Below are 24,012 nucleotides of genomic sequence, written 5' to 3' on the forward strand. Positions count from 1 at the left end.
CCCAACCGTTGCCAGAATATGAAGCCTTGTTACACGGGGCTGTGGCGAACCTCTCAGTGCTTTCGGGAACTCAGTGCTCGGTCCGCACGGCCGCGATCTGCAGCTGCAGCGCCAGGCGTTCGCGCGGATCGGAGAGATCCAGCTCCGCGATCTCGCCGATCCGCTTCATCCGGTGCCGCAAGGTGTTCGTGTGCAGGTGCAGCTCGCGCGCCGACCGCTGCGGCTGGCCCGGGTACTCGAGCCACGCCTGCAACGTTTCGACGAATCCGGTGCTGTGCTCGATGTCGTGCCGCAGCAGTGTGGCGAGCGGTCCGTCCAGCTTGGTCGTGTCCAGCGAGGTGACGGCTCGGTGAACAGTCAGCACATGCCACGCCTCTTCCACCCGCAACGCCGGTCCGGGCGCGAGTCCCCGTCGTACCAGGCCGAGCAGCTCGACCGCCTCGGCCCGTGAGCTCGGCAGGTCCGCCGGACCACGGGCCGGCCCGCCTGCTGCGGCGATGGTGCCGGGCGTGGCCTTCGCCTGCTCGGTCACCAGCTTGCTAAGCCAGGTCCACGACCCCGGTCCGTCGTTGTCCGTGACGACGGCGAGCACTGTGCCGTCCAGATCGGCCAGCTGCGGCTCGCTCCACCCAGACCGGCGACCGGTCGACTCCCACAGGTCGAGCTGCTGCGGTACGTCGTACCCGTCGGGCGACCCGAGTGCGACAACCCGCCAGGGCTGCGGCGGTAGCCGTACGTCGACCGGATTGTCGGGGGAGAACTGCCGGAGGATGGTCCGCAGCCTGTCGATGGCACTCCGCCGCGCGACATCCGCCTGAGCGCGCAGCCGCAGCAGATGCAGCGCCAGCACCGAGGCAGCGTTGCTCAGCTCGGTGGTGACCTCCTCACTCACCGGACCGTCCACCACTGCCCAGATCGACCCCAGCCACTCGCCACCGGCCCGCACGGGTACGACGAGACGCGGGCGGATGCCGTTCGGCCCGTCGGGCACCAGGAACGGTTCGCTGGAGCGCGCCAGCCGGCGGAAGATGCCTCGAGCCCGGAAGTGTGCGATCACCTCGGCCGGGACACGGCGGCCGACGATAGTGGAGACCCGGGTGGGGTCGGTGAAGTCCTGCCCCGAGGAGTACGCCAGCACGCGCGACTGGTTGTCCTCGATGGTGACAGGCGCGTCCACGATCGCTGCTGCGGCGTCTGCCAATGCGAACAGCTCCTGATGTACTCCGGCGTCCCCGGCGGCGGGGGAGTCGGGCGCAGCCGCTCTGTCGATCACACCGCGGAGCAGCCACACCACGTGCGCCCAGGTCACGCTCGGCTGCAGTGCGACAAGCGTGAGCTGCCAGCGCTCGGCAGCCGCGGCCACGGTGGGTTCGTGGGCGAGCGTCGTACGCACGACGACGCCAGAGGCGTTGCCGGCCGCGCACCGCTCGACCAGCTCGACGGCGTCCTCCGCGTCGCGCAGGCCGAGGCCCAGCACCAGGTCACCGGGCTGACCGGTCGCCGGCTCCTGCGGATCGGCCAGGAAGACATCCCGGACCTCTCCGTCGCCCTTGCCGGTCACCACCACCTCGAACAGGGCTGGGCCGACAGCGACGATGAGGTCAGGCGCGGTGATCATAAGGTTATTGTGCTCTGCGCACAGTCATTTGTCCCGTCTGTGGTGTGATCGCACCATGACAGCGGATGGTTGACGACGCACCATCGATACATGGTCGCTGCTGGTTCTGCTGCTGGTGTCATTCACACCGTTCCCGATCGCGTCGCCGTCGTCGGCGCGGGCATGGTCGGGCTCGCCACTGCCTGGTTCCTCCAAGAGGCCGGCGTCGAGGTCACCGTGCTCGATCGCGAGGGCGTCGCCGCGGGTGCGTCCTGGGGCAACGCCGGCTGGCTCACGCCCGGCCTGGCCACGCCGTTGCCGGAGCCGGCCGTCCTCAAGTACGGCGTCCGAGCGGTGCTGAGCCCCTCGTCACCGGTGTACGTACCGCCGACGGCGAGCCCGCGGCTCCTCAAATTCCTCACCCGCTTCGCTCGCAACAGCACCGCCGGACGCTGGAAGACCGCGATGGAGTCGCTGGTCCCGATCAACCGGCAGGCCCTGAACGCCTTCGACCTGCTCGGCAAGGCCGGCGTCGAGGCCGAGACGTACGAGGCCAAGTCGTTCCTGGCCGCGTACCGGACCGAGGCCGAGCGCAGCGTGCTGCTCGAGGAGATCGAGCAGATCCACGCCGCCGGTCAGGGCATCGAGTTCGAGGCGATCACCGGTGACGACGCCCGCGAGATCGAGCCGTCGCTGTCCGACGAGATCGGCGCCGCGATCCGGCTGCACGGGCAGCGCTTCATCAACCCGGGCGAGTACGTCCAGCTCCTGGCCGACTCGGTCACCGCGCGCGGCGGCCAGATCATCAGCGGCGTCGTGGTGAAGGACATCGTGGACGAGATCCGCGGCGTACGGCTCATCACCGGCGACGGCGAGACCGACCCGTTCGACGCCGTGGTGATGGCGACCGGCGCGTGGCTGAACGACCTGGCCCGGGACTTCGGCGTACGCACCGTCGTGCAGGCGGGGCGTGGCTACAGCTTCAGCGTGCCGATCGCCCACGTGCCGGCCGGTCCGGTGTACTTCCCGGCGCAGCGCGTCGCCTGTACGCCGCTGGGCGACCGGCTGCGCGTGGCCGGGATGATGGAGTTCCGCAAGCCGGAGGCGAAGCTCGACCCGCGCCGGATCGACGCCATCGTCGAGGCCGCCCGTCCGCTGCTGCGCGACGCCGACCTGGATGCCCGCACGTTCGAGTGGGTCGGCCCGCGCCCCTGCACGCCGGACGGCCTGCCGCTGATCGGTGCGACCGCGTCACCGCGCGTCTTCGCCGCCGGCGGACACGGCATGTGGGGCATCACGCTCGGCCCGGTCACCGGTCAGCTGCTGGCCGAGACCATCACCACCGGCCGCACCCCGGACGAACTGCGTCCGTTCAACCCGCTCCGCTGAGGAGCGACGTCGCGAGAGGGCGATCGCCGGTTCTCGGCATCGCCCACCCCGGCTGACCGACGCCTCGGGCGCCAGGTGACCCTCCCGGACGGCAGACCACCCCGTCCACGAGCTCCACTACCGGTCACCTCCGCCGCCCCGGTCAGCCCCGAGAGCGGGCCCTGGCTGAGATCCCCTGCCCAGGGCCCGCTCTTCGTTTTCTGTCGGTCCCGCGTGTCAGGGTGTTCTCCTCGACGACGAGGAGGGCCTCTGATGGTGCTGCGGTGGTACACGGTGGTGGTCGATTGTCACGACGTACGCAAACAGGCCGCCTGGTGGGCGGAGGCCCTCGCCTGGAAGACGATCTACGAGACCGACACCGAGTGCGTGAACATTCCCGGCTGGGTGGACGAGGACGCCATGAGCAACACCCCGTGGGAGCGGATCGGGCCGGGCATGGTGTTCGTCCCCGTGCCCGAGGGCAAGACGGTGAAGAATCGCCTGCACCTCGACCTCGCACCTCACACCAGCCAGGACCGCGACGCCGAGATCGCCCGCCTGGAGGCCCTTGGAGCCAGCCGCGTCGACGTCGGCCAGCCCGACGGGCCCAGCTGGACGGTGCTGGCCGATCCCGAAGGCAACGAGTTCTGCGTCCTCAGCTCCCGCGACTCCTGAGCCCCGCGACCGAGCGGCCCCTCGACCGGCCGTTGCGGCAACCTGCCGCCAGGTGGTTGCCGAACGGCCGCCCGCGGAGCACCATCGGCTGAACACCCGACGAGGTGAGAGGCAGCCCGGATGTCCGACGATCGTTCTGCAGGTCCGGACCACGGTTCGACGAGCGGTTCGTGGCCGTACACCCAGGAGCCTGTCCCACCCGGAGGCGGCAGCGACCTGCACACGGTCGCACTCAACCAACCCACCACCCCGCAGCCCACCAACCCTCAGCGTGCCGCGCCGAACCCGGGGCCTGGCCCCGGCGTTCGTGCGGATCCCCGGCGGCAGTCGTTCACGCAGTCTTCGACCGACTCGACACTGAGGCGGCTGGCGGTCGTGGCCCGGATTCTCTGGCTGTCGGCGGGTGCCGCGTTGTGCGCCGCCGCGATCGTCGGACTCTTCGTCGGCGTCGGCGAAGTCGAGTTGCTGATCGTGCTCGGGGCCGGGGTCGTGCTCGCCATCATGCCGGCGATCGTGGATCGCATCCGGTCGATGAAGGCCGGGCACTTCGAGATCCAGCTGATCGAGCAGATCGCCGACAACGCGCGCAAGAGTGCGGAGATGCTGCGACGACTCGGAATGGAGCACGAGCTCGACGCCTACGCGACGATCTACACCGAGATGCGTGGCGCTGAACTGACCGAGGTCCGGGGCGCGATGCTCGACCGGATCGTGCAGCGGGTGTCGAACGCGTCCGCGGTCGAGAAGTTCGACCGGGGCGAGGTGAAGGACATGTTCACGCTCGGCTCGCCGATCGTCCGCGTGCTGGCCCTCGGACTCATGGAGGGCGATCTGTCACTGATCGACAGCGAGGTTCTGGTCGAGGCCCTCAAACGACCACTGACCGGGAACGAGCACTACCACGCGCTGAAGCTGGTGCTGGGTGGGTGGGGCCACTTCTCCGCCGCCGAGCGTGCCAAGCTGAAGGACGCGATCGACTCCAACCAGCAGATCCAGTACGGGCCGGGGCGGCGCGAGCTGGCAGAAAGAATCCGGAAGCTCTGAGCGAGCTCCCGGATTCTGTGAACTGTTTGAATCAGTGCGTGTGCGGTTCCGTGCCGTGCTCCGCCTCGTGGGCGGCGATCTGGGCCCGGACCTCTTCCATGTCGACCGCACGCAGCTGGCCGATCAGGTCTTCCAGGTTGGCGGCCGGAAGCGCGCCGGGCTGGGAGTACAGGACGACGCCGTCGCGCACCGCCATCAAGGTCGGGATCGACCTGATGTCGAACGCTTGAGCCAGCTCGACCTGGGCTTCCGTGTCGACCTTGCCGAACGTGATGTCCGTGTGCTGCTCGGACGACTTCTCGAACACGGGACCGAACATCTTGCACGGGCCACACCACTCTGCCCAGAAATCAACCAGGATCAGGCCGTCGCTACCGACCACCTCGTTGAAGTTGTCCTGGGTCAGCTCGACCGTTGCCACTACGACCTCCGAAGTTAGACGACTACGGACCCTTCAACACCGCCCCGCCCCGCAGTGTTCCCGGGCGGTACGGCATACCAGGTGAGTGACCTCGTACGCCGTACGGATTGCCCGCTATGCGGATTCCGGACTGTGACCTGGGACACGCGGAATCAGATCGGAATGTCCACAAAGGGTGACGTGTAGTCCTTGACCTCGTCCAGGATCGACGCGGCCGCCTCCGGCGTGAGGTCGGCCCGCTCCCGCTCCGCGACGATCATCTGCTGCAGCAGCCGGGTCTCGCCGGCCGTGGCCAGGCCGGTAATCTCCGGGTGACCGTTCAGCAGCCAGGCGGTCGCGGCCGTGATGTAGCGCTGTTCGTCGAACGGCCGGTACCAGGTGTCGTACGACTTCTCCTCGCCCTCACGCCAGTTGCGCCGGGCAATCATCTTGATCGTCATCAGCGCCGCGTCGGAAGCCTTGATCGCCTCCACCAGCGCCGCGTAGTCGGCGGCGTACTGCGGGTCCGTCGAGAGGCGGTAGTTGAGCGGAGTGAGAACGCTGTCGAAGTCGAACCGGCGCAGGCCCTCGGTGTGCACCGACGGCGCCTGGGCGGTGTGGCCGGTGATGCCGATGGCCCGGACCATGCCCTCGTCCTTGGCGCGGATCGCCGCCTCCAGCGAGCCACCCTTGCCGGTGACGAGGTCGAGGTTCTCCAGATCGCAGACGGCGTGCATCTGGATCAGGTCCACATGGTCGGTCTGCAGTCGCTCCAGCGACCGGTTGATCTCGCTCCAGGCCTCCTCGAAGGTCCGGCGGCCGGTCTTGGTGGCGAGGAAGATGCGGTCGCGGATCTCCGGCATGCGCGGGCCGAGCCGCAGCTCGGCGTCGCCGTAGTCGGCGGCGACATCGAAGTGGTTGATGCCGGCGTCCAGGGCCTCCTGGATCGAGGCGTCGGCCCGATCCTGGTCGACCCCGCCGAGCGAGGCCGCGCCGTAGATCAGCACCGAGCTCTCGTGCCCGAGTCTGCCCAGTCGGCGTGTTTCCATCCTGGTCCTCCAGGGGTAGCAGGGATACAACGGACCCTATGCCCGGAGTATGCCGTTTTGACCCCTCGCCACGGGAGAGTTTTCCACAGGCTGGACCCGCTGATCCGTTACTATCTGTGATCACTTGATCTGTTCTTTACCATGTTGTTCGCACGGATTTTCGAACCTGTCCGCGGCGTGTGGCATGGTGTGCGCTGCCCGATCGACCGGAGCGGGCATGAGAGAGGAGCTATGACGACGGTGCCGAAGGTGTCACTCTTGCCCGATGAGTGTGACACTGCCCGCGAGTTGGGTAACAGTATGACTGCGGGGAGCGATGGAGCATCCGGATCCTGGTCTCAGGTCTCCCGGAGGACAGTTGCTTGCCGTATTCTCCCGGCTACTGTCCGCGTAACTGCTGTCTGAGGGGCGGGTAGCGATGAGTTGGTGGCGAACGTTGCTGAATCTGCCGCCAAGAGGTGAGCACTGGTCGGACCAGCGGCGTACGAAGAAGCCGGGCAAGGGACGGCCGCAGAACACCGCACCGGAGTGGTGGGACCACCCGGATGGTCCGGTGTCACCCACCCCTCGCCAGGCACAGGGCGTAGCGGCGCAGTACGCGACTCCGCAGCAGGCTCCGCCGCCGGCCGGCGGCGTGATGGCACCACCACGTCGTCCCTCCTCTCGTCCGTCTGAGCCGTCGCAACCTGGACAGCGCCCACCCGAACGTTTGAAACAGCGATCGTCTCATGGTTCGCACGCCGCACCGGCTCCGGTCCCGGGTCGCGAGGTTTACGAGCCCGGCCAGGCGCCATGGTCGACCGAGTCCGAGTCGTCGTTCTCCACGTGGGCCCGCCGGTTCTTCCGAGGCCTGGTGGTCGTTGTACTGCTGCTGGCTGCCATCAGTGGCGTTCGTTCGTGGATCAGTCCGAACCGGGCGCCCGAGACCGTGGTCAGCGGGCAGAGCAACTTCCCGTCCGACGAGGCCCGCGCGGTCGCGACTCGCTACGCCGTGTCGTATCTCAACTGGGACGAGGACGAACCGGACGCCCGGCCGGCTCAGATCGGGCTTGACCTGGCCGCCGGTCTGGACAGCCGCGCCGGCTGGAACGGCCGTGGCAAGCAGACCGCGGACCGTGCCTACCCGGGCGAGGTCACGGTCGATTCCGGTGGCGTCACCGCAGTGGTCGACGTACGAGTAGAAGTTCGTCCGTATGTGAAGAAGGGGAAGGTGTGGACCGCGGGGGCGGCCACGTGGGAGCGGCTGTCCGTTCCGGTTGCCCGGACCGCATCGCGGGTGGTGGCCAGCGGGCCGCCGACGTTCGTGCCGGATATGCGCGTGCCGCTGCCGGACAACATGCCCGAGGCCAGCGCTCCGGACGACGACCTGACCGCGGCCACGCTGAAGGATGCCGAGGCCTTCTTCGGCGCGTACGCGGAGTCGGACAACAAGGTGTCGGCAGTGACCGCGCCAGGCTCCACCATCCGCAGCCTGAACGGCGCGGTGAAGTTCGGTGAGCTGAAGGACTGGCAGGTCTATACCGGCAACGACGACGAGCGGCGGGCGACCGCGGCCGTCACCTGGGACGGGGCGGGTGACACCACCCTGGACCAGACGTACACGCTCACGTTGAGGCGTACTGTCGCCACGGACGGAGCACAACGATGGCAAGTGGCTGCCGTCGGATGAATCCAGCGACTGGCCATCGGATCACCAAGGCAACAAGGGAGACACCGCAATGACGACTCACGAACTGGCCGCGAGCGTGGTGCAGCTCGCCGCGCCCCTGGCCGATCCCAATGTCCCCACGGGTGCGGACTTCAAGGACTGGGTGCTGGTCATCGCGGGGAACATCTTCATCGCCATCCTCGTGCTGCGGGCCATCGGGCACTACTTCAAGCGCGAGTGGGGCGAGCTGTTCGGGCACATTGCGGCCGGGGTCCTGGTCGGCGGGCTGATCTACGCCAACAACCAGACCATCAATGTGCTGAAGGGCTTTTGGGGATTGCTGTCCGGAGGTAGCTGAATGCGCGTCGGCCGTACCCTGACCCACCACTTCGAGATCGAGACCAGGCAGTACGACCTGCTGGGCATCGACCTGGGAGAAGGCGCCCGGCGGCGGATGATCATCTTCGGAGCGGTCATCATCGTCCTCTGGGTGGCACTGCTCATCCCGTTCATCGGGGTGCCGAAGAAGCCCACCGTCAGTCTGTACGTCGTTCCGCCGTTCGTGATCACCGCGTTCGGCTGGCGCCCCGGTAAGTTCCACGAACGCCGCCGCCGCGTGACCGAGTGGGCGCTGGCCGTCCGCTACGCGTTGCGCGCCCACCGCCCGATCATCGGTCTCGGCGCCCGGGCCGCCGACAAGACGGAGTACTTGCCATGGCGTGAGCGCGTCGCGACCCAGAAGGTGGCCAACCTGGCGAAGGCCAGAGTGACGCCGGAGTGGGAACGCGAGGTCGTGGTGGAGCTGGACCCGATGGTCCGCGCGGGTGCGGACATCACCGTGAACCAGCGTGCCCGATTGCTCGGGGCCGACCACGTGCAACGGGTCAGTCGCAGGAACTCGTCATCAGGGCTGAGCCGATCGGAGCGGAAGGGCCAACGATGAAGATCGCTGACAAACTCCTGAACCTGGTCGGCGTCGGCCGCGAGCGTGGCCTACCCCCGCCTCGCCTGGTGGCCATCGCCGACGGCCTGCTGGTGACCGAGCGCAGTGCGGAGGCGTGGTTCCTGATCTCGGTGGCGAACACCGACCTGGCCACCGAGGCAGAGCAGGACGCCGCCTTGGACGCCGCGGTCAGCGCTGCCGCAACCATTCTGGGTGACCGGCTCAGCCACCTGAAGGTGGTCTGGGGCCGCTCCACCGGTCAGGACTACATCGACTCCGTGGCCGGCCACTACCGCCTCGGCGACCACGAGGCCTGGGCGCAGACGCGCGCCGACCGCATCGACGAGATGCGGATGCCCGAGCGGTACGTCGCTCTCGGAGTCCACCTCAGCGACCGCGACCCGCGGGCGACCGCGCAGGTGCGCGGTTCGATCAGCGACGCCCTCGGGACGACGTCCTGGCGGGTCAGCGCCCGCGAGCTCGCGCACCTGGACGAGCGGGTCCGCAAGCTCGCCCGGCAGCTCGGCTCCACCGTCTGGCGGGCGCACACCGCGCCGGCCGAGGTGATCTCCTGGCTGGTCAGCCGCGAGATGCACCGTGGCGCCGTCGCCGCGCCCCGCCGCGGCCTGATCACCGGTGCCGCGCTGGCCCGGCTCACCTCCGGCCGAGTGGTGCCGTACACCGATCACCTGCGCATCTACGACACCCGCGGCCAGATCGCGGCGTACACGACCGTGCTGGCGATGACGGACTTCCCCGAGGAGCTCGAGACCCCGGGTGCGGGGGAGTGGCTGCGCACGCTGTCGGAGATCAAGGCGATCGACGACGACGGCGACGAGATCGACGTCACCGTCGAGGCGTCCGTCCGGTTCCGGGTGCTGACGAAGAAGACCGCGCGGAACCTGGTCGACGAGACCCGCAAGAGCGCCAAGGAACAGCGCCGGTCCGCCGCGAAAGGTACTGCGGAGGAGACCGCGGACGAGATCGTCGAGACCGAACGCATCATGCGCGAGGTGAAGCGAGACATCAACCGCAGTGGCCTGACCCTGGTCGAGGACCACCCTCGTCTGCTGGTCAGCGCGGACACCCGCGAGGACCTCGAGGCGTACGTCGACGCCGTCATCGCGCACTACGCCGACCGCGGTATCACCGTGGCCCCGGGCGCGGACGAGCAGCGCGACCTGTGGCTGGAATCCCTGCCAGGCGACCAGTTGCGGGTCCCCGACCTCGGGCATGTGCGTGAATCGACCGCCTTCTTCGGCTCCTGGTTCTGGGGCGGTGCCTCGATCGGTGACGCCACCGGTCCCGCCATCGGCTATCTGACCGGGTCGACACCCGGTCTGGTGCGTTTCGACGCGGCCGCCGGTTCTGCTCTCGGTGACGCGACGACGACGCTGTTCCTGGGCCGATCTGGTCGAGGCAAGACCACCGCCGCCATGATGGGTGGTCTCGACTCCGCCTTCGCCGGTGCCTGGGTGCCACTGCTCGACCTGAAGGGTGACGCGGCCGGTGTGTCCGCAGTCGCCGCGGAGTACGGCGTACCGACTGCTGTCATCGAGATCACGGCACAGTTCTCCGGTGCTGCGGACCTGCTGCGCGTGCTGCCCGTCGACGACGCGTTGCTGCAGGCTCCGTCTCAGCTGATGCTGTTGCTGCCGCCGCATCTGCGTGGTGCGGCCGAGGCTCCGGTCGTTGCTGCGACCCGTGCGGAGATCCAGTCGCCCGATCCCTCGTCCTGGGGTGTCATCCAGCGGCTGTGCAACTCCGACTCGGAGACGACCCGGACCGTCGGCTTTGCGTTGCGTGACTTGGTGGAGACCGGCCTTGGTTCGGTCGTCGCCGGTCCGCCGTCCGGTCTGTCTTCGCTGACGACGAACCCTGGTCTCTGGGTCGTTCAGATGCCCGGCCTCACGCTGCCCTCACCTGAGTCGGCGCCGGAGTCCTGGTCCCCGATCGAACGTGTCGGTATGGCGTGTCTGCGCGGTTGCCTGGCGTGGATGGTCCGGACGACCGGCCGTCGCGAGTTCCGTGGCCGGTCCAAGGTCGTCATCGTGCCTGAGGTCCACCTGCTCACCAAGACCCCTGACGGCGCGTCCTTCCTGGACTACATCGCCCGTGTCGGCCGTGCGCTCGGCGCGTCCCTGGTGCTGGACACCCAGGACCCCGCGTCGATCCTGAAGCTCCCGGGTCTGGTCGAGCAGATCACCACGCTGTTCGCCTTCAGCCTGCGTTCCCGCGAGCAGGTCGACTCGCTGCTCGAACTACTCGGTCGCCCGCAGACACCGCCGTACCAGACGCTCGTCCGCGGCATCAACACCGCCGCCAACGGCAAGAGCATCCGCCACGGCCACTGCATCATGCGCGACCGCTGGGACGAGGTCGCCACCGTCCAGATCGACATCCCCAGCGAACGCGTGGCCGCCCTCCTGCGCACCACCCCCGAGTCCGAACACGACGTCCAGCCGGCCCAGCCCGTCATCGCGGCGTACGAGCCCGAAGACCCCTTCGCCGAAGACGAACACGAAACCTTCGAACCAGCCGCCACCGCCACAGCCCAAGCCGAGGCCCACACCCACATCCCCGACGAGCCGCCCAGCCCTCCAGCGGAACCATCCCCGGCCTACGCCCCCAACGGCTCACCGAACCCGGCCTACACGCCGGCGCCGTACACCCAAAACGGCTCGAGCCACGCCGCGACGCACGCTGCGCACGCGCAAGACGCCTCAGCCGACTCCGCACACGCACCCAACGGCTCAGCCAACCCTGAGTACGCACAAAACGGCTCGGCCAACCCTGAGTACGCACAAAACGGGGCCGGCCCTGAGTACGCGCAGAACGGCTCGGCCGGCCCTGAGTACGCGCAGAACGGCTCGGCCGGCCCTGAGTACGCGCAGAACGGCTCGGCCGGCCCTGAGTACGCGCAGAACGGCTCAGCCGACCCTGCGTACGCCCAAAACGGCTCGGCCGATCCGGCCGTCGCACCAGAGGCACCACCTGCCCCCACGTCGGCATCAACCGACCCCAACCAGTCAGCCCCGGCCTCAGCCGGCCACCCAACCTCCCCGATGGCGCCAGCCGAGCCCCAACAACCCTCAGCTGACCCCGCCACCGCCCCCCAGCCAGTAGCCCAGCAAAACGGCCACCCGCCCGCCCCCAACGGCCACGACCACCACCACCCCACCCGCTACGAATCCCCCATCGGCCCCGACGAGGTCTACGACCAAGAAGCAGACGAAGCCGCCTACAACGAGGCCATGTACCAACCCGCCCCCAACGGCACCCCCGACAACGACCCCCAGCGATCCCCCTCCAACAACAAGGAGCACGTCGCATGAGATGGCAGCGCCGAGCCCGCACGGCGCTAACCGTCCTCGCCATCTCCCTCATCGTCACCAGCCAGGTCGCGCTGGCAGCTGACCCCAAGCCGGGCCCCACCAACCCCGCAGGATTCGGTGACCTGCTCCCGACGCCTGACCTGACGCACGGCGACACGAGGACGCTGTTCGAGCAGTACGGTCCGATGACTTACGGACTGGACTTCGAGACCAGCATCCGCGACCCCCTGCAGGCGGTCTTCAACGGCTACGCCTACATGGTGATGATGTACATCATCGCTATCACTCGTGCGGCGATCTCGGTCGGCTGGTGGCTGTTCTCGTTCACCGACGTCAAGCCGCTCACCGACGCCACCGCGACGACGATCGGGGCCTCGAGCAATCAACTCGTCGGTTGGTTGCTTCCTTCGGCTCTCGCGTTCGGTGCCGTCGCGGCTTATACGCAACGCAGGGCGAGCGGCAGCGCGATGGGTCAGATGGTCTGGGTGCTCGTCGCCGGTGTGCTGAGCGTCAGCTTCGCGGTCGCGCCGGCGATGTGGCTGCGAGGAATCGACGGAGCCCGCCAGGTTGGCGCGGAAACCATCATGACGACCTCGGCCGACGCGATGGGACCGACGATGCAGAGCCCCTTGGCTTGGCCCGAGCCCGGCTTCACCGGGCCACCGAAAGACACCCTGCTGAGAAAGTCCGCAGATGCCACCTGGCGCGGTTTTGCCGTCACACCGTGGTGCATTGCGGAGTTCGGATCGGTGGAGGCCTGCGGCCGGTACGGGAAGGGCATGCTCGACGCGGGCACGGATGGGGACGCGCGCTCGAAGTACATCGATTCCGTCATCAAGCCGGCCGAAGGCGGCGATGATGCCGCGACAGTGAAATGGGTCAAGGGCGAGAACCCGTTCGGGCGAATTTCGGTTGTCATGCTCGCCGCGATTGCGGCGACATTGTTCGCATTCCTTACGATCTCGTTGGCATTCACGGCTTTGATGGCGTTCATCGGGTGTTTGCTGTTGCTGGTCGTCGGGGTCTTCTTCGCATGCCTGTGGATCATTCCTGGCAAGCCCAGACAGTGGGGCTTGAACTGGTTCGAGGCCCTGATAGGTCTGGTGATCCAATCGTTCCTCGCGATGCTGGTGTTCGGGACGACCTTGACCTTGGTCACCGTGATTTTCAGCCTGACCGGTGTGCTCGGGTGGCTGCCGGTCACCGGACTGGCCATTGCGGTCTTGATCGCCGCGTTCAGGTTGCGCCGACTGCTCGACAACCTCACGTCGCTGATGCGGCCGGGATCCGGGAGCATCCTCCTCGGCGGTCTCGCTCGTAAGGGTGCTCTCGGGGCGTTCAGACGACTGACGGGTGCGGTGGGCGGCCGCGGGGCAGCCCCGGCCATGACGGAGCGGCGAGAGCGCAGCGGAGGCACCGGTGCAACCGGGCCGCAGCGCGTTTCCTCGGTACGGGTCTACCGGCAGGCGCCCGCCTTGAACGCCCTGCCGCGTGGAGGCGCGAGCAGCTCGCCGTACGAGTTGACTCCAGGTGCTGACCGGCGGCGGACCGACGCGGCAGCAGGTCCGGCCGGACCTGCTGGTGGACAGGGTGCCTCCGGTGCCGGCGGGCGACTTGCTGCCGCGGCGCATCCGACACGAAGCACCTCTGCCCTCAATCTCGCGCGCTCTCGCGGTCAGGGCAAGGATGCCGACAAGCGCCGGACCATCACGGTGACCGCCGCGGGAGTCGCAGCCACGGGCAGTTCATCCGCCAGCCGCGCCTCGAGGCGCGCCGCGTCGGATGCGCCAAAGGGGCGGCATTCTCGGCAGACAGCGATGCCTGCGAATGATCTCAGGCATCAGCAGCCGCGTGTCCACACGCATTCTGCGAGTCTGCGGGAGGGACCACCCAAGGGGCAGCGATCGCGGCGCAAGCCACCGACCTCTCAACAGCGGAGATTCCGGGAGTACTCCACTGTCACGAAGGACGGCGTGACAATGCACGTGCCGCGTAGGTGATGCCTGATGGCTCGGAGATCACGATCGCCTCACGACCGCCGCGAGGGTAACGGCCGGTCACGTCACAGTGCCCCGGACTCGAGTCCGCCCGAGGACAATGACCGCGGGCACCTGTCAGATCGGCGGCCGGATGCGCCCGACGGCTGGCGCTCGCTGATGAGCACGGATTACGACTATCCGGAGGAGCTGGACGACCTCAGCGGCCGCGAGCGTCGTCGTGCAAAGAAGAGCTGGCGGCGCGACGATCACGCGCAGCGTATGGCGTGGCTGCGGAGCCAACGACAGGCCGAGCCAACCAGCCCAGCGGTCATCGTCGCCCTGGTCGTCATCCTGGCGATCGTGATTCTCGGTCTGGGGGGTGGTCTGCCGCGCCTCTTCGGCGGCGAAGACACGGATGGAGGATCTCCGGTCGGTCTGCTGACACCGGGAAGCACGGGCGTCCTGCCGACGGCTCCGTCCAACAATCAGTCGAGCCAAGCTGCCCCGACCGCGACGACATCGGCCCTTACGACCCCGCCGCCTGAGACCCAGCGTCCGTCGGCGCAAGCGACAGCGTCGGCATCTGGTGTAGTTAGCGCCTGGGCGCGGGTGTTCTACACCCGCGACCCGAGCACGGAGGACTATGCCGCCCTGGTCGGCAAGGCCTCGAAGTACATGACCGAGGAAGTCGCCGCGAGCTTCACGTCGGCGGGCGATCCCACCTACGACGCCCTGAAGGCGGACGGTGGAAGGTCGACTGTCATCTCTGCTCCGGTGAGCGCGCCGGCGGCCAACGCGGAGGCGCCCGTCGACACACCGGACCGCATCACGCGCTTCGTCAAGGTCACGATCAATGTCACGGGCAACAATGCTCAGCGCATCGACGTACCCCTGCTTGTCACTCTCGCGAACCAGAACGGCCAATGGGTCATCAGCGACGTGTCTGGCGGTACGGGGCCATGACAGTGGGGGATCGCGATGTTCGACGAACGTGATGTCGGTCGGGGTTTCCTGGCAGTCGCTAGCAAGAGTGTGTACGTCAAGGGCGCGGTCGCGCTCGCCGTGGTCGGGATCGTGAGTCTGTTGATGGTCGCCCCTTTCGGCGGAACGACTCAGCCGCAGGCGGCGTGCCTTCCAGTGCCACCGGGACAAGCCGGCGGTCGTGTTCCAGCAGGCTGGATTCGCAAATCCCAGCAAGACTTCGCCAAGCTCATCGACCAGGTCGCCATCGAGCGTGGTCTGCCCGGCAAGGCGACTCTGATCGCGTTGATGACGGCTCTGGTCGAATCGAACCTGCAGAACTTGTCGTACGGCGACGCAGACTCCGTTGGGCTGTTCCAGCAGCGTCCGGCAGCCGGGTGGGGAACGGTCGCACAGATCATGGATCCGCACTATGCAGCCAACGCGTTCTTCGGCGGGTCCGCAGCTCCGAACCCCCCTGGTTTGGTCGACATCAATGGCTGGCCGACGATGCCTCTTGGCGACGTCGCTCAAGCTGTTCAGGTCTCGGCGTTCCCCGACCGCTATGCGCTGCGGGAGCAGGAGGCGCGTCAGATCGCGTCCGAGGCCGGTATCGACCTGACCCGTGCGGGGAATCCGTATGCCGGTCGATCAGGCGCACCTCCTCCGGGTTCGGCGAATGAAGGCGTGCTGGACGATGACGACTGCGGTGGGCAAGGTGGCGGTCTGGTCGAGAACGGACCGATCAATGGGGTCTGGCCCGAGCAGAAGGCCAGTGTCACCGACCCGAGTGGCACCGGCGGCCTGGTGACACCGCGGACGGCGGCCTGGATCGCCGAGGCCCGCAAGAACCTTGGAACCCTCAGTATGAGTTGCTGGGACGCCCACGTCTGGAACCCGACCAGCGACCATCCGCGGGGGAAAGCCTGCGACGTCATGGTCGGAGCGGACGCCAGGAAGTCCGCCCCGGCGCGAGTCCGCGGCGACGAGATCGCCAACTGGGCAGTCAAGACCGCGGCGCAGACCGGGGTGCACTATGTGATCTGGTACGGCAAGATCTGGTCAGCCCGCCGCGGCACGTGGATCCCGTACAACGGCGGCGGCGTCTACAACCCCACCGACGCCACCGGCGGCCACTTCGACCACGTTCACGTGTCCCTGTTCTGACACGGCACTCGGCCCTACCCATGCAGAAGGAGATCTCGGATGACCGGCCCCGGTGACCCACCTGAGGACAGCGCCTGGGAGTCCGGCCAGCTCGAGCCCAGGCGGCCGCCGGGGCCGGGTGGTCCACCGGCCGTGCCCCCGAATCCACAGTGGATCCAACTGCCTCCAGATGCGGCTGGACCCGGTGCCGATGCCGGTTCCCAACGCGCCCGGGTCGACGTTTCCACCGCGACTCTCCTGCTGTCGGCGTTGCCTTGGTACTTCTGGAGCTTCGCCATCGTCTCGTGGATCGTTGGGCTGCTCGGCTTCGGCTGGGGATGGATCGTTGTTGTTGCCTGGATGCTGTCCGGAGCGGTTGTCTTCGTTCGGCCTGTCGAAGACATGCTTGCTCGCTACTTGTTCCGACTTAGGCAGCCGACTCTCGTGGAGGAGCAGCGACTGCAGATGGCCTGGCGACAGGTCATCCAACGTGCCGGTGTGCCGCAAGACAGGTACACGTTGTGGATTCAGGATTCCGAAGAGGTCAACGCAACACCGACGCCAGGACACGTTGTGGGTGTGAGCCGCTGGGCGCTCTACACACTGCCTCCGGCGCACCTCGAAGCGGCGCTGGCTCATGAACTCGGTCATCACCTGGGCGGACGGGACTGGTTGAGCCTGCTCAGCTTCTGGTACTCGATTCCGGCGCGGTGCGCACTGATCGGAGTACGGGCACTCGGCCGGCTGATGCTGGCGGTTCCCGCCGTCGGATGTGTGGTCGTTGCCTTCGTGTTGCTGGCGTACTCCGGAGTCCTCTTCGCCGTCCTGTTGCTCGACGACAGCTTGTTGCTTCCGCTGCTGTTCCTCACGCCGTTCGTCGCGCCGCCGATCCTTGCCTGGCTCAGCCGACGCGACGTCATCCGCGCCGATCGCCGCGCCGCCGAACTCGGCTACGGTGCGACGCTCGTCCAGGTTCTCTACGGCTGGCAGTTCCAGCACCAGCAGATGCTGGGGCGCGACAGCAATCGCCGCCGGCAGTTGATGTCGAGCTACCCGTCTCTCACCGACCGCGCCCACGCCTTGGAACACTTCCTGCAGTCGAGTTGATCTGGTGCACCTCCGCCGATCTAGGGAGGGTGGCGGGTCAGGAGGGGGTGAATCTGACTTCGTGGGTGGTGTTGGGGGCGGTGAAAGTCAGGAGGTTGTGGGCTTCTGATTCGATCGCGGTGCGGGCGGGGCGAGTCAGTTTGATGATCGGCTCGATGTCCAGGAGGGCTGTTTTCTTGGACTTGGTTTGTTTCCAGAGGGCGGTGGCTTGGCCGTTGTGGAGGATTGAGCCTCGGGTCAGGACTTCTTGGAGGGTTAGGGCCTGGCGGGTGGGGGTGTCTATCCAGCGGGTTCGGTCGGCGTGGGAGAGGAGGAGGTTGTCGAATTCGGGGAGGAAGCGGGTGGGGGCGGGGGTGTCTTCGGCGGGGAGGGTGATGGTGGGGAGGTCGTAGAGGGTTCGGCCGGTGGTGGCGTCGGTGTAGGTGCGGAGATCCAGGCGGTCGAAGATCTCGGCGAGGCGGGTGAGGCCGGACCAGGTCTGGGCGTCGGCGACCGAGGCGGGGCCGTACGCGGCCAGGTAGCGCAGGACGAGCCGCTCAAGACACGGGACGGGGTCAGTGGAGGCGGCGGGGTCGACGGGGGAGTCGAGCCAGAGGTCGGCGGTGGACATGGCGGGGTTGCCGCCCTTGCCCCAGATGCCCCGTGGCGGGGTCTGGATGGTGGGGAGCAGGCAGCGTACGGCGTGAGCCAGTGCGGCGGGTTCGCGGTCGGGCCAGAGCGGGCCGAGGTGTTCACGCAGTTGTACGGCGGTCGCCGGGCCGGCGGTCATGCGGTCGATGCCGGCCCGCAGTACGGCGTCGATGTCGAGACCCTCGAGGCGGTGCCGGCCGTACGTCATGTTCTGGAACACCTCGCGCTCGAGCCGCGGCTGGATCAGCGGGCGGAACGCGAGGAAGTCGCGGCTCGACATCAGGTGGATCGTCGCCCGCATCATCGAACCGCGGACCGCCTGCCGCGACTCCAGCAGGTCAACCAGTTCGTCCGGCTGGAAGCCGATCAGTCGCGTCCACAGCCCGACGTACGGCGCCACTGGCGATTGGGCCTGCATGCCGACGAGGTGTTCGATCGCCTCCAGCGCGGTCGCGTCGTGGCGTTCGAGCAACCACTGCCGCTCCAGGGTGGCGCGGTTCAGGGCCTGCAGGCTCAGCTTGGTCATGGCGGGATCCTCTCCTGTGCGTCGCATTCGACGCTACGAGAAGAAGCGGCCAGGTCCGGTCCTCTACTCGAACGACGATCCCCGATCATCAGCGTCAAGTGGCGACCGTCAGGCCAAGGCCGGCCACGAAGCTGGTGAGGAGTCGCTGGCCGAGAGGCCACAGACCGAGATCGCTGTCGGAATTGATGTGGCCTAGGCGGCCCGTCGTGACAAGAGGGACGGCCCAGTTGACGGCGAGGCGGGCCGCGGCTTCCGGGGTGCAGTACGGGTCGTCGTCGCTGGCGACCAGTACGGCGGGGAGGCGTAGGGGACTGGGCTCGAGGCAGGCGAAGGTCGAGAGAAGCGTGGTCGGGAATGCGGGTGCGCGTTGGTCCGGTGGCGCGACCATGAAGACCCCACGCACGTGCGGTGCCGAACTCGTGGTCAGCCAGCGAGCGGCGGCGTAGCAGCCGAGGCTGTGCGTGACGAGGACAACGTCGTCGTCGGCGACCTGACCGGCGGCGTGGTCGATCGCGGCGGTCCAGTTGTCACGGTCGGGATGCGTCCAGGATGCCGGTGCGATGCGGGTCGAGTTGGCGAGCCAGCCGGATTCCCAGGTGGACTGCCAGTGGTTGTGGTCGGAGCCATCCAGGCCCGGGATGATGATGAAGTGCATGAGACAGCTCCCAAGAGGTGATCAGAGATGGCACCATCATGAGGCTGGTCATTGGCAGGGAGGCGTGTCAGCTGATGGATCGAAAGCAGATGAACGAACCGACCACGAATTCATTGGATGCGATCGACCGGGAGATCCTGGCGATCCTGCAGACCGACGGGCGGCTGAGTGGTGCCGACATCGGGCGGAAGGTGAATCTGTCACAGCCGGCGGTGTCGGCGCGGATTCAGCGCCTCGAGCGGTCCGGCGTGATCACCGGCTACCAGGCGATTGTGGATCCGGAGCGGATCGGGCTCAATATCCACGCGGTGGTGCGGGTCCGGACGCTGCATGCGCGGATCCCGGAGGCGCTCGAACTGTTCGCCGGTCTCCCGGAGATCACCGCGACGTACCGGCTGACCGGAGAGGACTGTTTCCTCCTTGACGTCCACACGCCTGACGCCGGCCGGCTGGAGCAGGTGGTCGACGTGATCGGGCGTCTCGGGCCGGTCAGCACCTCGCTCGTCCTGCGCAACTACCCGGCCAAACCTCTCGCGATCGGGTGAAGGCGGCAACCCGGCCTGCCCTGCGGGGCGGTTGACAGGATTTCCCTTGCGGCGCCGGACTGGCGGGAAGTTCCGCTTCCCAGCGGGTGCCCGGGCGAACTAGGGTCTCGACGGATCGTAGTTGTTGCATCACGCAACACGAACGGGTTCGTCGACTGTGGGAGGGAACGTATGACGAAACGCCGCAAGGCGGTCGTGGCCGTCACCGCCGGACTGGCCACCATTTCGCTCGGGCTGTCCGTCACCAGCGCCGCGGGGGCCGCGCCGGAGGCCACGACCCTGGGCAACCTGAAGTTGATCAAGACCAAGACGTCGCTGCTCGGCAAGCACTACTGGTACCAGCAGACCTTCAAGGGCCTGCCTGTCGTCAACGGGTACTACGCCAAGCACGAGACCAAGGCCGGCGGCGTCGAGATCGCCGATGGACGGGACGCCATTCCGGCCGATCTGGACGTGTCGGCAAAGGTGCCTGCGGCAACAGCGACCAGCAGCGCGAACAGCGTCGTCAGCGCTCGCGCCGCCCGGGCCCGGATCGCCGGCCCGCACAAGGACGCCGTACCGGCGCCGACCGCCACCCAGGGCGCGGCCCAGCTCGCCGTCGTCGGCGGCAAGGACGCGCGCGTCGTCTGGAAGGTCACCAGCAAGTCGGCCGAGGGCGTCAGCCAGTCCCTGGTCGACGCCAAGACCGGTACCGTCGTCGAGTCGAAGGTGGTCAGCCAGAACGTCGACGGCCACGGCTCGGTCTTCGACCCGAACCCCGTGGTCAGCGAGCAGAACGAGAAGCTGACCGACCAGAACGACAAGAACCAGGACGCCCTGTTCCTGGCGCAGAAGAACGTGATCCTGCGGAACCTGGACGGCTCCGGCAAGCTCAACGGCACCTACGTGAACATCGCCGAGGCCAAGGGCGGGGTCGCACAGAACAAGAACAACAACTTCGTCTACCAGCGCGCGAACAACAAGTTCGAGCAGGTGATGGCGTATTACCACGTCAACCAGACGCAGGAGTACATCCACCAGCTGGGCTTCACCGAGGTGAACAACGAGTCGCAGGACTTCTCGATCAACACTTTCGCCGGCGACAACTCGTTCTACGATCCGTCGACGGACATCATCACGATGGGCGAGGGCGGCGTCGACGATGCCGAGGACGCCGAGGTGATCTGGCACGAGTACGGTCACGCGATCCAGGACGACGTGGTGCCGGGCTTCGGCGAGTCGCTGGAGGCGGGCTCGATGGGCGAGGGCTTCGGCGACTACTGGGCCGTCACCATGTCCGAGCCGGTCAGCAAGGGCTTCGAGCTGCCGTGCGTGATGGACTGGGACGCGACGTCGTACACCAGCACCGAGCCGCACTGCCTGCGTCGTACCGACACCGGCAAGACCACCGACGACATCGTCGGCGAGGTGCACGACGACGGTGAGATCTGGTCGAATGCGCTGTGGGACATCAACCGGGCCCTCGGCCGGACCAAGGCCAACAAGGTGATCCTCGAGGCGACGTTCTTCTACGACCCGGACACCTCGTTCGCCGCCGCGGCCCAGGACACCGTCCAGGCTGCCCGGCTGCTCTACGGCAAGCCTGCCGCGCAGCAGGTGACCGACGCCTTCAAGGCGCGCAAGATCTTCTGACGGTCGCTCCAGGTTGTGCGCCCACAACTACTGTGGGCGCATGACCTGGAGTACGGCGGACATCCCCGACCTGACCGGACGACGCGCGCTGGTCACCGGCGCCACCAGCGGCCTTGGGTACGAGACAGCGCTCGAACTGCTGAGACACGGCGCCGAGGTGCTCATCGGCGCGCGCAATCCGGAGAAGGGCGCCAAGGTCTCCCAGGCCCTTGCCGACGCATCCGGACGGCAGCCCACTGTCGTCGAGCTGGACCTCGCCGATCTGGCGAGTGTCGAGCAGGCGGCCGGCAAACTCACCGCGACCTACACCACGCTCGATCTGCTCGTGAACAACGCCGGCGTGATGGCGATGCCGTACCTCCAGACCGAGGACGGGTTCGAGCTCCAGATCGGCACCAACCATCTCGGGCACTTCGCCCTCACCGGCCGCCTCCTGCCGCTGCTGCTCCAGGCGCCCGCCGCCCGGGTCGTGACGGTCAGTTCGTTCATGCACACGACCGTCCGAGGGATTTCGCAGGCGGACTTCCGGCGACCGGCCAGCGGCTACTCCAGGTGGGACGCGTACGGGAAGTCGAAGCTCGCCAACGTGCTCTTCATGCTCGAGCTCGACCGCCGCGCTCGCGCCGCCGGCGTGAATCTGCTGAGCGCCGGCGCACATCCCGGCTACGCGTCCACCCACCTGCAGACCAACGGCCCGGAGCTCGCGGGGCAGCGGCTCATGACCAAGCTGATGGGCATCGGGAACGCGCTGTTCGCGCAGTCTGCCGCGGCGGGTGCCTGGCCGAGCCTGTTCGCCGCGACCAACCCCGACCTGCGTCCCGGCTCCTACGTCGGCCCGGGCTTCCTCGGGTACCGCGGCAAACCGGCGATCGCGCACCCCACCCGCACCGCGCGGGACCCCGACCTGGCCAAGCGGCTGTGGGAGTGGTCGATCGAGGCAACTGGAGTGGATCCGGCACTCACCGTGCCGAGGTAGTGACACAGCGGCAGCTTTCTGGTTACCCTCCGGTAATTCTCGATGGACGCCGGAGGTCTCACGTGCGCAGACTCGCAGCCGCTCTCGCTGTCGCCCTAGCTGTTGCGCTGGCCCTGATCACCATCGGTCCGCGTGCCGAGGCCGGCCAGTCCGCGCCAGGCTTCAGTACGTCGTACCAGCGCATCCCCGGCGCGGACGGGACCGGGATCGGTGCCGTCGTGCTGACGCCGACCGGTCAGGGCGACGGGCCGTTCCCGCTCGTCGTGATGCCGTCGAGCTGGGGCGTGCCGAACGTCGAGTACGTCGGTCAGGGCGCGAAGCTGGCCAAGTCCGGGTTCCAGGTCATCGCGTACTCGAGTCGCGGCTTCTGGGACTCCGGCGGCGGCATCGACATCGCCGGCCCGCCGACCGTCGCCGACGTCAGCAAGGTGATCGACTGGGCCGACCAGCACACGCCGGCCAATACCGACCGCGTCGCCGCGGTCGGGATCTCGTACGGCGCCGGCACCTCGCTGCTCGCGAGTGCGCAGGACCCCCGGATCAAGGCGGTCGGCGCGATGAGCGGCTGGGCCGACCTGATCGCGTCGCTCGATCCGAACGACACGGTCGCGCTCCAGTCCGTCGCCGGTCTGCTTGCCCTCGGCAACATCACCGGCCGTCCGGGTCCGGAGATGGCGTCGCTGCAGACCAAGTTCGTCACCGGGAACTTCGACGGCGCGATCGCCGAGGCCAAGCAGTTGGCACCGGTCAGGTCCGCCGCGACGATGGTCGACCGGATCAACGCGAACGCCCCGGCGGTATTCCTGGCCAACGCGTTCGAGGACTCGATCTTCCCGCCCTCGCAGTACACCGACTTCTTCACCCGGCTGACCGGCCCGAAGCGGCTGCTGCTCGCGCACGGCGACCATGCGACCCCTGAGGTGCCCGGCGCGATCGGCCTGCCCAACGAGACCTGGGACGAGCTCGCGGCCTGGCTGCGGCACTACATCGCCGGCGCGGACAACGGCGCCGACGCCGAGGCACCGGTTCAGCTGAAGTCGCAACGCGGCGTCTGGCGTGGCTACCCGAACTGGGCTGCCGTCGGGCAGCCGCGTACGGCGTACCTCACCAAGCCGACCGGGTTGTCGCGCACCGGCAGTCTCCAGTCGAAGGCCTCGACGGGCTGGACCAGTAGCGTCGCCGCTGGTGTGCCGACCCTGGCGGACAGCGGGGTTGCGCTCGTTTCTGGCGCGTTGCAGGGGCTTCTGTCGATCCCGACCGCGGTCGCGACCCCGCTCGTGGACAGGTCGTTCGCGGGTGTGTGGTCCGGCCCGGTCTACACCAGCGGTGCGGTCGTCAACGGCACGCCGAAGCTGCATCTGACTGTCACGTCGTCCGGTCCGAACACCTCGCTCTTCGCCTACCTGTACGACGTCAACGCGCTCGGCGTCGGCTCACTGATCGCGCACAAGCCGTTCACCCTGCGCGGCGTGGCCCCAGGCAAGGCGGTGCCGATCGACGTGCGACTCGAGGCGACCAGTTGGGAGGTCCCGGCCGGCAATCACCTGGTTCTCGTGGTGGACACGGTCGACCCTCGCTACCTCGGCCGGAGCACTCTCGGTACGTCGGTCACCTTCAGTTCCCCGGCGAGCGACCCGTCCTGGATCAGCATCTCGTGACGCTCTGACCGGGCAAGCTCAGAGTGCTGATCGTCAACCCAACAAGGGATCCGCGCCCTGCCGCTGCTACGACGACTGCCAACTCGCCCCGGAGTCCGGGCTGACGGCGGCGGGTTCGGGATGCGAAGTCGTCGCGTCT

The 24,012-nt window shown here is 67.9% G+C and carries 20 protein-coding genes; 15 read left to right on the forward strand and 5 right to left on the reverse strand.

Annotation, left to right across the window (positions count from 1 at the left end; all coding sequences use genetic code 11):
• Window positions 1-70: 70 nt before the first annotated feature.
• Window positions 71-1,618, reverse strand: coding sequence for a helix-turn-helix domain-containing protein (locus ACGFH6_RS12620; protein WP_393383095.1), 1,548 nt, complete (start codon window positions 1,616-1,618; stop codon window positions 71-73).
• 90 nt (window positions 1,619-1,708) lie between these two features.
• On the opposite strand from ACGFH6_RS12620, the gene ACGFH6_RS12625 reads away from it, so the two are divergent.
• From ACGFH6_RS12625 to ACGFH6_RS12635, 3 genes are all read left to right on the forward strand, one after another.
• Window positions 1,709-2,986, forward strand: a complete 1,278-nt coding sequence (locus ACGFH6_RS12625) for an NAD(P)/FAD-dependent oxidoreductase (RefSeq protein WP_393383097.1) — start codon at window positions 1,709-1,711, stop codon at window positions 2,984-2,986.
• Between the two features lie 252 nt (window positions 2,987-3,238).
• On the forward strand, window positions 3,239-3,640 hold the full coding sequence (locus ACGFH6_RS12630) for a VOC family protein (RefSeq protein WP_393383098.1): 402 nt from the start codon (window positions 3,239-3,241) through the stop codon (window positions 3,638-3,640).
• A 120-nt stretch (window positions 3,641-3,760) separates the two neighbouring features.
• Window positions 3,761-4,684: a hypothetical protein gene (locus ACGFH6_RS12635; protein WP_393383099.1), complete on the forward strand. Its 924-nt coding sequence runs from the start codon at window positions 3,761-3,763 to the stop codon at window positions 4,682-4,684.
• Window positions 4,685-4,715: 31 nt separating this feature from the next.
• On the opposite strand, the gene trxA is transcribed toward ACGFH6_RS12635, so the two are convergent.
• Both trxA and ACGFH6_RS12645 read right to left on the reverse strand, forming a co-directional pair.
• Window positions 4,716-5,105 carry a thioredoxin gene (gene trxA / locus ACGFH6_RS12640; protein WP_393383101.1) on the reverse strand — a complete coding sequence of 130 codons (390 nt, stop codon included), beginning with the start codon at window positions 5,103-5,105 and terminating at the stop codon, window positions 4,716-4,718.
• Window positions 5,106-5,257: 152 nt separating this feature from the next.
• Window positions 5,258-6,133, reverse strand: coding sequence for an aldo/keto reductase (locus ACGFH6_RS12645; RefSeq protein ID WP_393383103.1), 876 nt, complete (start codon window positions 6,131-6,133; stop codon window positions 5,258-5,260).
• Between the two features lie 853 nt (window positions 6,134-6,986).
• On the opposite strand from ACGFH6_RS12645, the gene ACGFH6_RS12650 reads away from it, so the two are divergent.
• The 8 genes from ACGFH6_RS12650 to ACGFH6_RS12685 all read left to right on the forward strand — a co-directional run bounded on the left by ACGFH6_RS12650 (window position 6,987) and on the right by ACGFH6_RS12685 (window position 17,251).
• On the forward strand, window positions 6,987-7,802 hold the full coding sequence (locus tag ACGFH6_RS12650; RefSeq protein WP_393383105.1) for a conjugal transfer protein: 816 nt from the start codon (window positions 6,987-6,989) through the stop codon (window positions 7,800-7,802).
• 49 nt (window positions 7,803-7,851) lie between these two features.
• Window positions 7,852-8,139 (forward strand): hypothetical protein, encoded by a 288-nt coding sequence (locus tag ACGFH6_RS12655; protein WP_131350394.1) that lies wholly within the window; start codon window positions 7,852-7,854, stop codon window positions 8,137-8,139.
• Entirely contained in the window at window positions 8,140-8,724 is a 585-nt protein-coding gene (locus tag ACGFH6_RS12660) for a hypothetical protein (RefSeq protein WP_131513837.1), read from the forward strand. It abuts the gene before it with no gap.
• Window positions 8,721-12,059, forward strand: coding sequence for an ATP-binding protein (locus ACGFH6_RS12665; RefSeq protein WP_393383107.1), 3,339 nt, complete (start codon window positions 8,721-8,723; stop codon window positions 12,057-12,059). Before ACGFH6_RS12660 ends, ACGFH6_RS12665 begins: the two co-directional genes overlap by 4 nt.
• On the forward strand, window positions 12,056-14,059 hold the full coding sequence (locus ACGFH6_RS12670) for a hypothetical protein (RefSeq protein ID WP_393383109.1): 2,004 nt from the start codon (window positions 12,056-12,058) through the stop codon (window positions 14,057-14,059). The genes ACGFH6_RS12665 and ACGFH6_RS12670 overlap by 4 nt, the downstream gene beginning before the upstream one ends.
• Window positions 14,060-14,215: 156 nt before the next feature.
• Window positions 14,216-15,001 carry a hypothetical protein gene (locus ACGFH6_RS12675; RefSeq protein ID WP_393383111.1) on the forward strand — a complete coding sequence of 262 codons (786 nt, stop codon included), beginning with the start codon at window positions 14,216-14,218 and terminating at the stop codon, window positions 14,999-15,001.
• Window positions 15,002-15,016: 15 nt separating this feature from the next.
• The gene (locus ACGFH6_RS12680) at window positions 15,017-16,165 is read left to right on the forward strand and encodes a hypothetical protein (RefSeq protein WP_393383112.1); all 1,149 of its coding nucleotides are present in this window, start codon (window positions 15,017-15,019) and stop codon (window positions 16,163-16,165) included.
• A gap of 39 nt (window positions 16,166-16,204) precedes the next feature.
• Window positions 16,205-17,251, forward strand: coding sequence for a M48 family metalloprotease (locus ACGFH6_RS12685; protein ID WP_393383114.1), 1,047 nt, complete (start codon window positions 16,205-16,207; stop codon window positions 17,249-17,251).
• A 37-nt stretch (window positions 17,252-17,288) separates the two neighbouring features.
• Here the strand turns inward: ACGFH6_RS12685 and ACGFH6_RS12690 are convergent, their stop codons facing one another.
• Window positions 17,289-18,407: a winged helix DNA-binding domain-containing protein gene (locus ACGFH6_RS12690; RefSeq protein WP_393383116.1), complete on the reverse strand. Its 1,119-nt coding sequence runs from the start codon at window positions 18,405-18,407 to the stop codon at window positions 17,289-17,291.
• A gap of 94 nt (window positions 18,408-18,501) precedes the next feature.
• Window positions 18,502-19,062: an RBBP9/YdeN family alpha/beta hydrolase gene (locus ACGFH6_RS12695; protein WP_393383118.1), complete on the reverse strand. Its 561-nt coding sequence runs from the start codon at window positions 19,060-19,062 to the stop codon at window positions 18,502-18,504.
• 89 nt (window positions 19,063-19,151) lie between these two features.
• Between ACGFH6_RS12695 and ACGFH6_RS12700 the strand changes: the two genes are divergently transcribed.
• From ACGFH6_RS12700 to ACGFH6_RS12715, 4 genes are all read left to right on the forward strand, one after another.
• The gene (locus ACGFH6_RS12700; protein ID WP_393383120.1) at window positions 19,152-19,607 is read left to right on the forward strand and encodes an Lrp/AsnC family transcriptional regulator; all 456 of its coding nucleotides are present in this window, start codon (window positions 19,152-19,154) and stop codon (window positions 19,605-19,607) included.
• Window positions 19,608-19,778: 171 nt separating this feature from the next.
• Entirely contained in the window at window positions 19,779-21,239 is a 1,461-nt protein-coding gene (locus ACGFH6_RS12705) for a M36 family metallopeptidase (RefSeq protein ID WP_393383122.1), read from the forward strand.
• A gap of 40 nt (window positions 21,240-21,279) precedes the next feature.
• Complete coding sequence (locus tag ACGFH6_RS12710) at window positions 21,280-22,215, forward strand: oxidoreductase (RefSeq protein WP_393383124.1); 936 nt, start codon at window positions 21,280-21,282, stop codon at window positions 22,213-22,215.
• Window positions 22,216-22,277: 62 nt separating this feature from the next.
• The gene (locus ACGFH6_RS12715) at window positions 22,278-23,873 is read left to right on the forward strand and encodes an alpha/beta fold hydrolase (RefSeq protein WP_393383126.1); all 1,596 of its coding nucleotides are present in this window, start codon (window positions 22,278-22,280) and stop codon (window positions 23,871-23,873) included.
• Window positions 23,874-24,012 lie beyond the last annotated feature (139 nt).

Source organism: Kribbella sp. NPDC049227, assembly GCF_043197265.1.
Taxonomy (GTDB): domain Bacteria; phylum Actinomycetota; class Actinomycetes; order Propionibacteriales; family Kribbellaceae; genus Kribbella.

What these genes read in the sequence shown, in the direction of transcription:
- ACGFH6_RS12665 (WP_393383107.1), top strand. Translation starts at nt 8,721, where the DNA reads ATGAAGATCGCTGACAAACTCCTGAACCTGGTCGGCGTCGGCCGCGAG.
- ACGFH6_RS12625 (WP_393383097.1), top strand. Translation starts at nt 1,709, where the DNA reads ATGGTCGCTGCTGGTTCTGCTGCTGGTGTCATTCACACCGTTCCCGAT.
- ACGFH6_RS12620 (WP_393383095.1), bottom strand. Translation starts at nt 1,618, where the DNA reads ATGATCACCGCGCCTGACCTCATCGTCGCTGTCGGCCCAGCCCTGTTC.
- ACGFH6_RS12655 (WP_131350394.1), top strand. Translation starts at nt 7,852, where the DNA reads ATGACGACTCACGAACTGGCCGCGAGCGTGGTGCAGCTCGCCGCGCCC.
- ACGFH6_RS12685 (WP_393383114.1), top strand. Translation starts at nt 16,205, where the DNA reads ATGACCGGCCCCGGTGACCCACCTGAGGACAGCGCCTGGGAGTCCGGC.
- ACGFH6_RS12680 (WP_393383112.1), top strand. Translation starts at nt 15,017, where the DNA reads ATGTTCGACGAACGTGATGTCGGTCGGGGTTTCCTGGCAGTCGCTAGC.
- ACGFH6_RS12660 (WP_131513837.1), top strand. Translation starts at nt 8,140, where the DNA reads ATGCGCGTCGGCCGTACCCTGACCCACCACTTCGAGATCGAGACCAGG.
- ACGFH6_RS12675 (WP_393383111.1), top strand. Translation starts at nt 14,216, where the DNA reads ATGAGCACGGATTACGACTATCCGGAGGAGCTGGACGACCTCAGCGGC.
- ACGFH6_RS12630 (WP_393383098.1), top strand. Translation starts at nt 3,239, where the DNA reads ATGGTGCTGCGGTGGTACACGGTGGTGGTCGATTGTCACGACGTACGC.
- ACGFH6_RS12700 (WP_393383120.1), top strand. Translation starts at nt 19,152, where the DNA reads ATGAACGAACCGACCACGAATTCATTGGATGCGATCGACCGGGAGATC.
- ACGFH6_RS12695 (WP_393383118.1), bottom strand. Translation starts at nt 19,062, where the DNA reads ATGCACTTCATCATCATCCCGGGCCTGGATGGCTCCGACCACAACCAC.
- ACGFH6_RS12705 (WP_393383122.1), top strand. Translation starts at nt 19,779, where the DNA reads ATGACGAAACGCCGCAAGGCGGTCGTGGCCGTCACCGCCGGACTGGCC.
- ACGFH6_RS12690 (WP_393383116.1), bottom strand. Translation starts at nt 18,407, where the DNA reads ATGACCAAGCTGAGCCTGCAGGCCCTGAACCGCGCCACCCTGGAGCGG.
- ACGFH6_RS12670 (WP_393383109.1), top strand. Translation starts at nt 12,056, where the DNA reads ATGAGATGGCAGCGCCGAGCCCGCACGGCGCTAACCGTCCTCGCCATC.
- ACGFH6_RS12645 (WP_393383103.1), bottom strand. Translation starts at nt 6,133, where the DNA reads ATGGAAACACGCCGACTGGGCAGACTCGGGCACGAGAGCTCGGTGCTG.
- ACGFH6_RS12635 (WP_393383099.1), top strand. Translation starts at nt 3,761, where the DNA reads ATGTCCGACGATCGTTCTGCAGGTCCGGACCACGGTTCGACGAGCGGT.
- ACGFH6_RS12710 (WP_393383124.1), top strand. Translation starts at nt 21,280, where the DNA reads ATGACCTGGAGTACGGCGGACATCCCCGACCTGACCGGACGACGCGCG.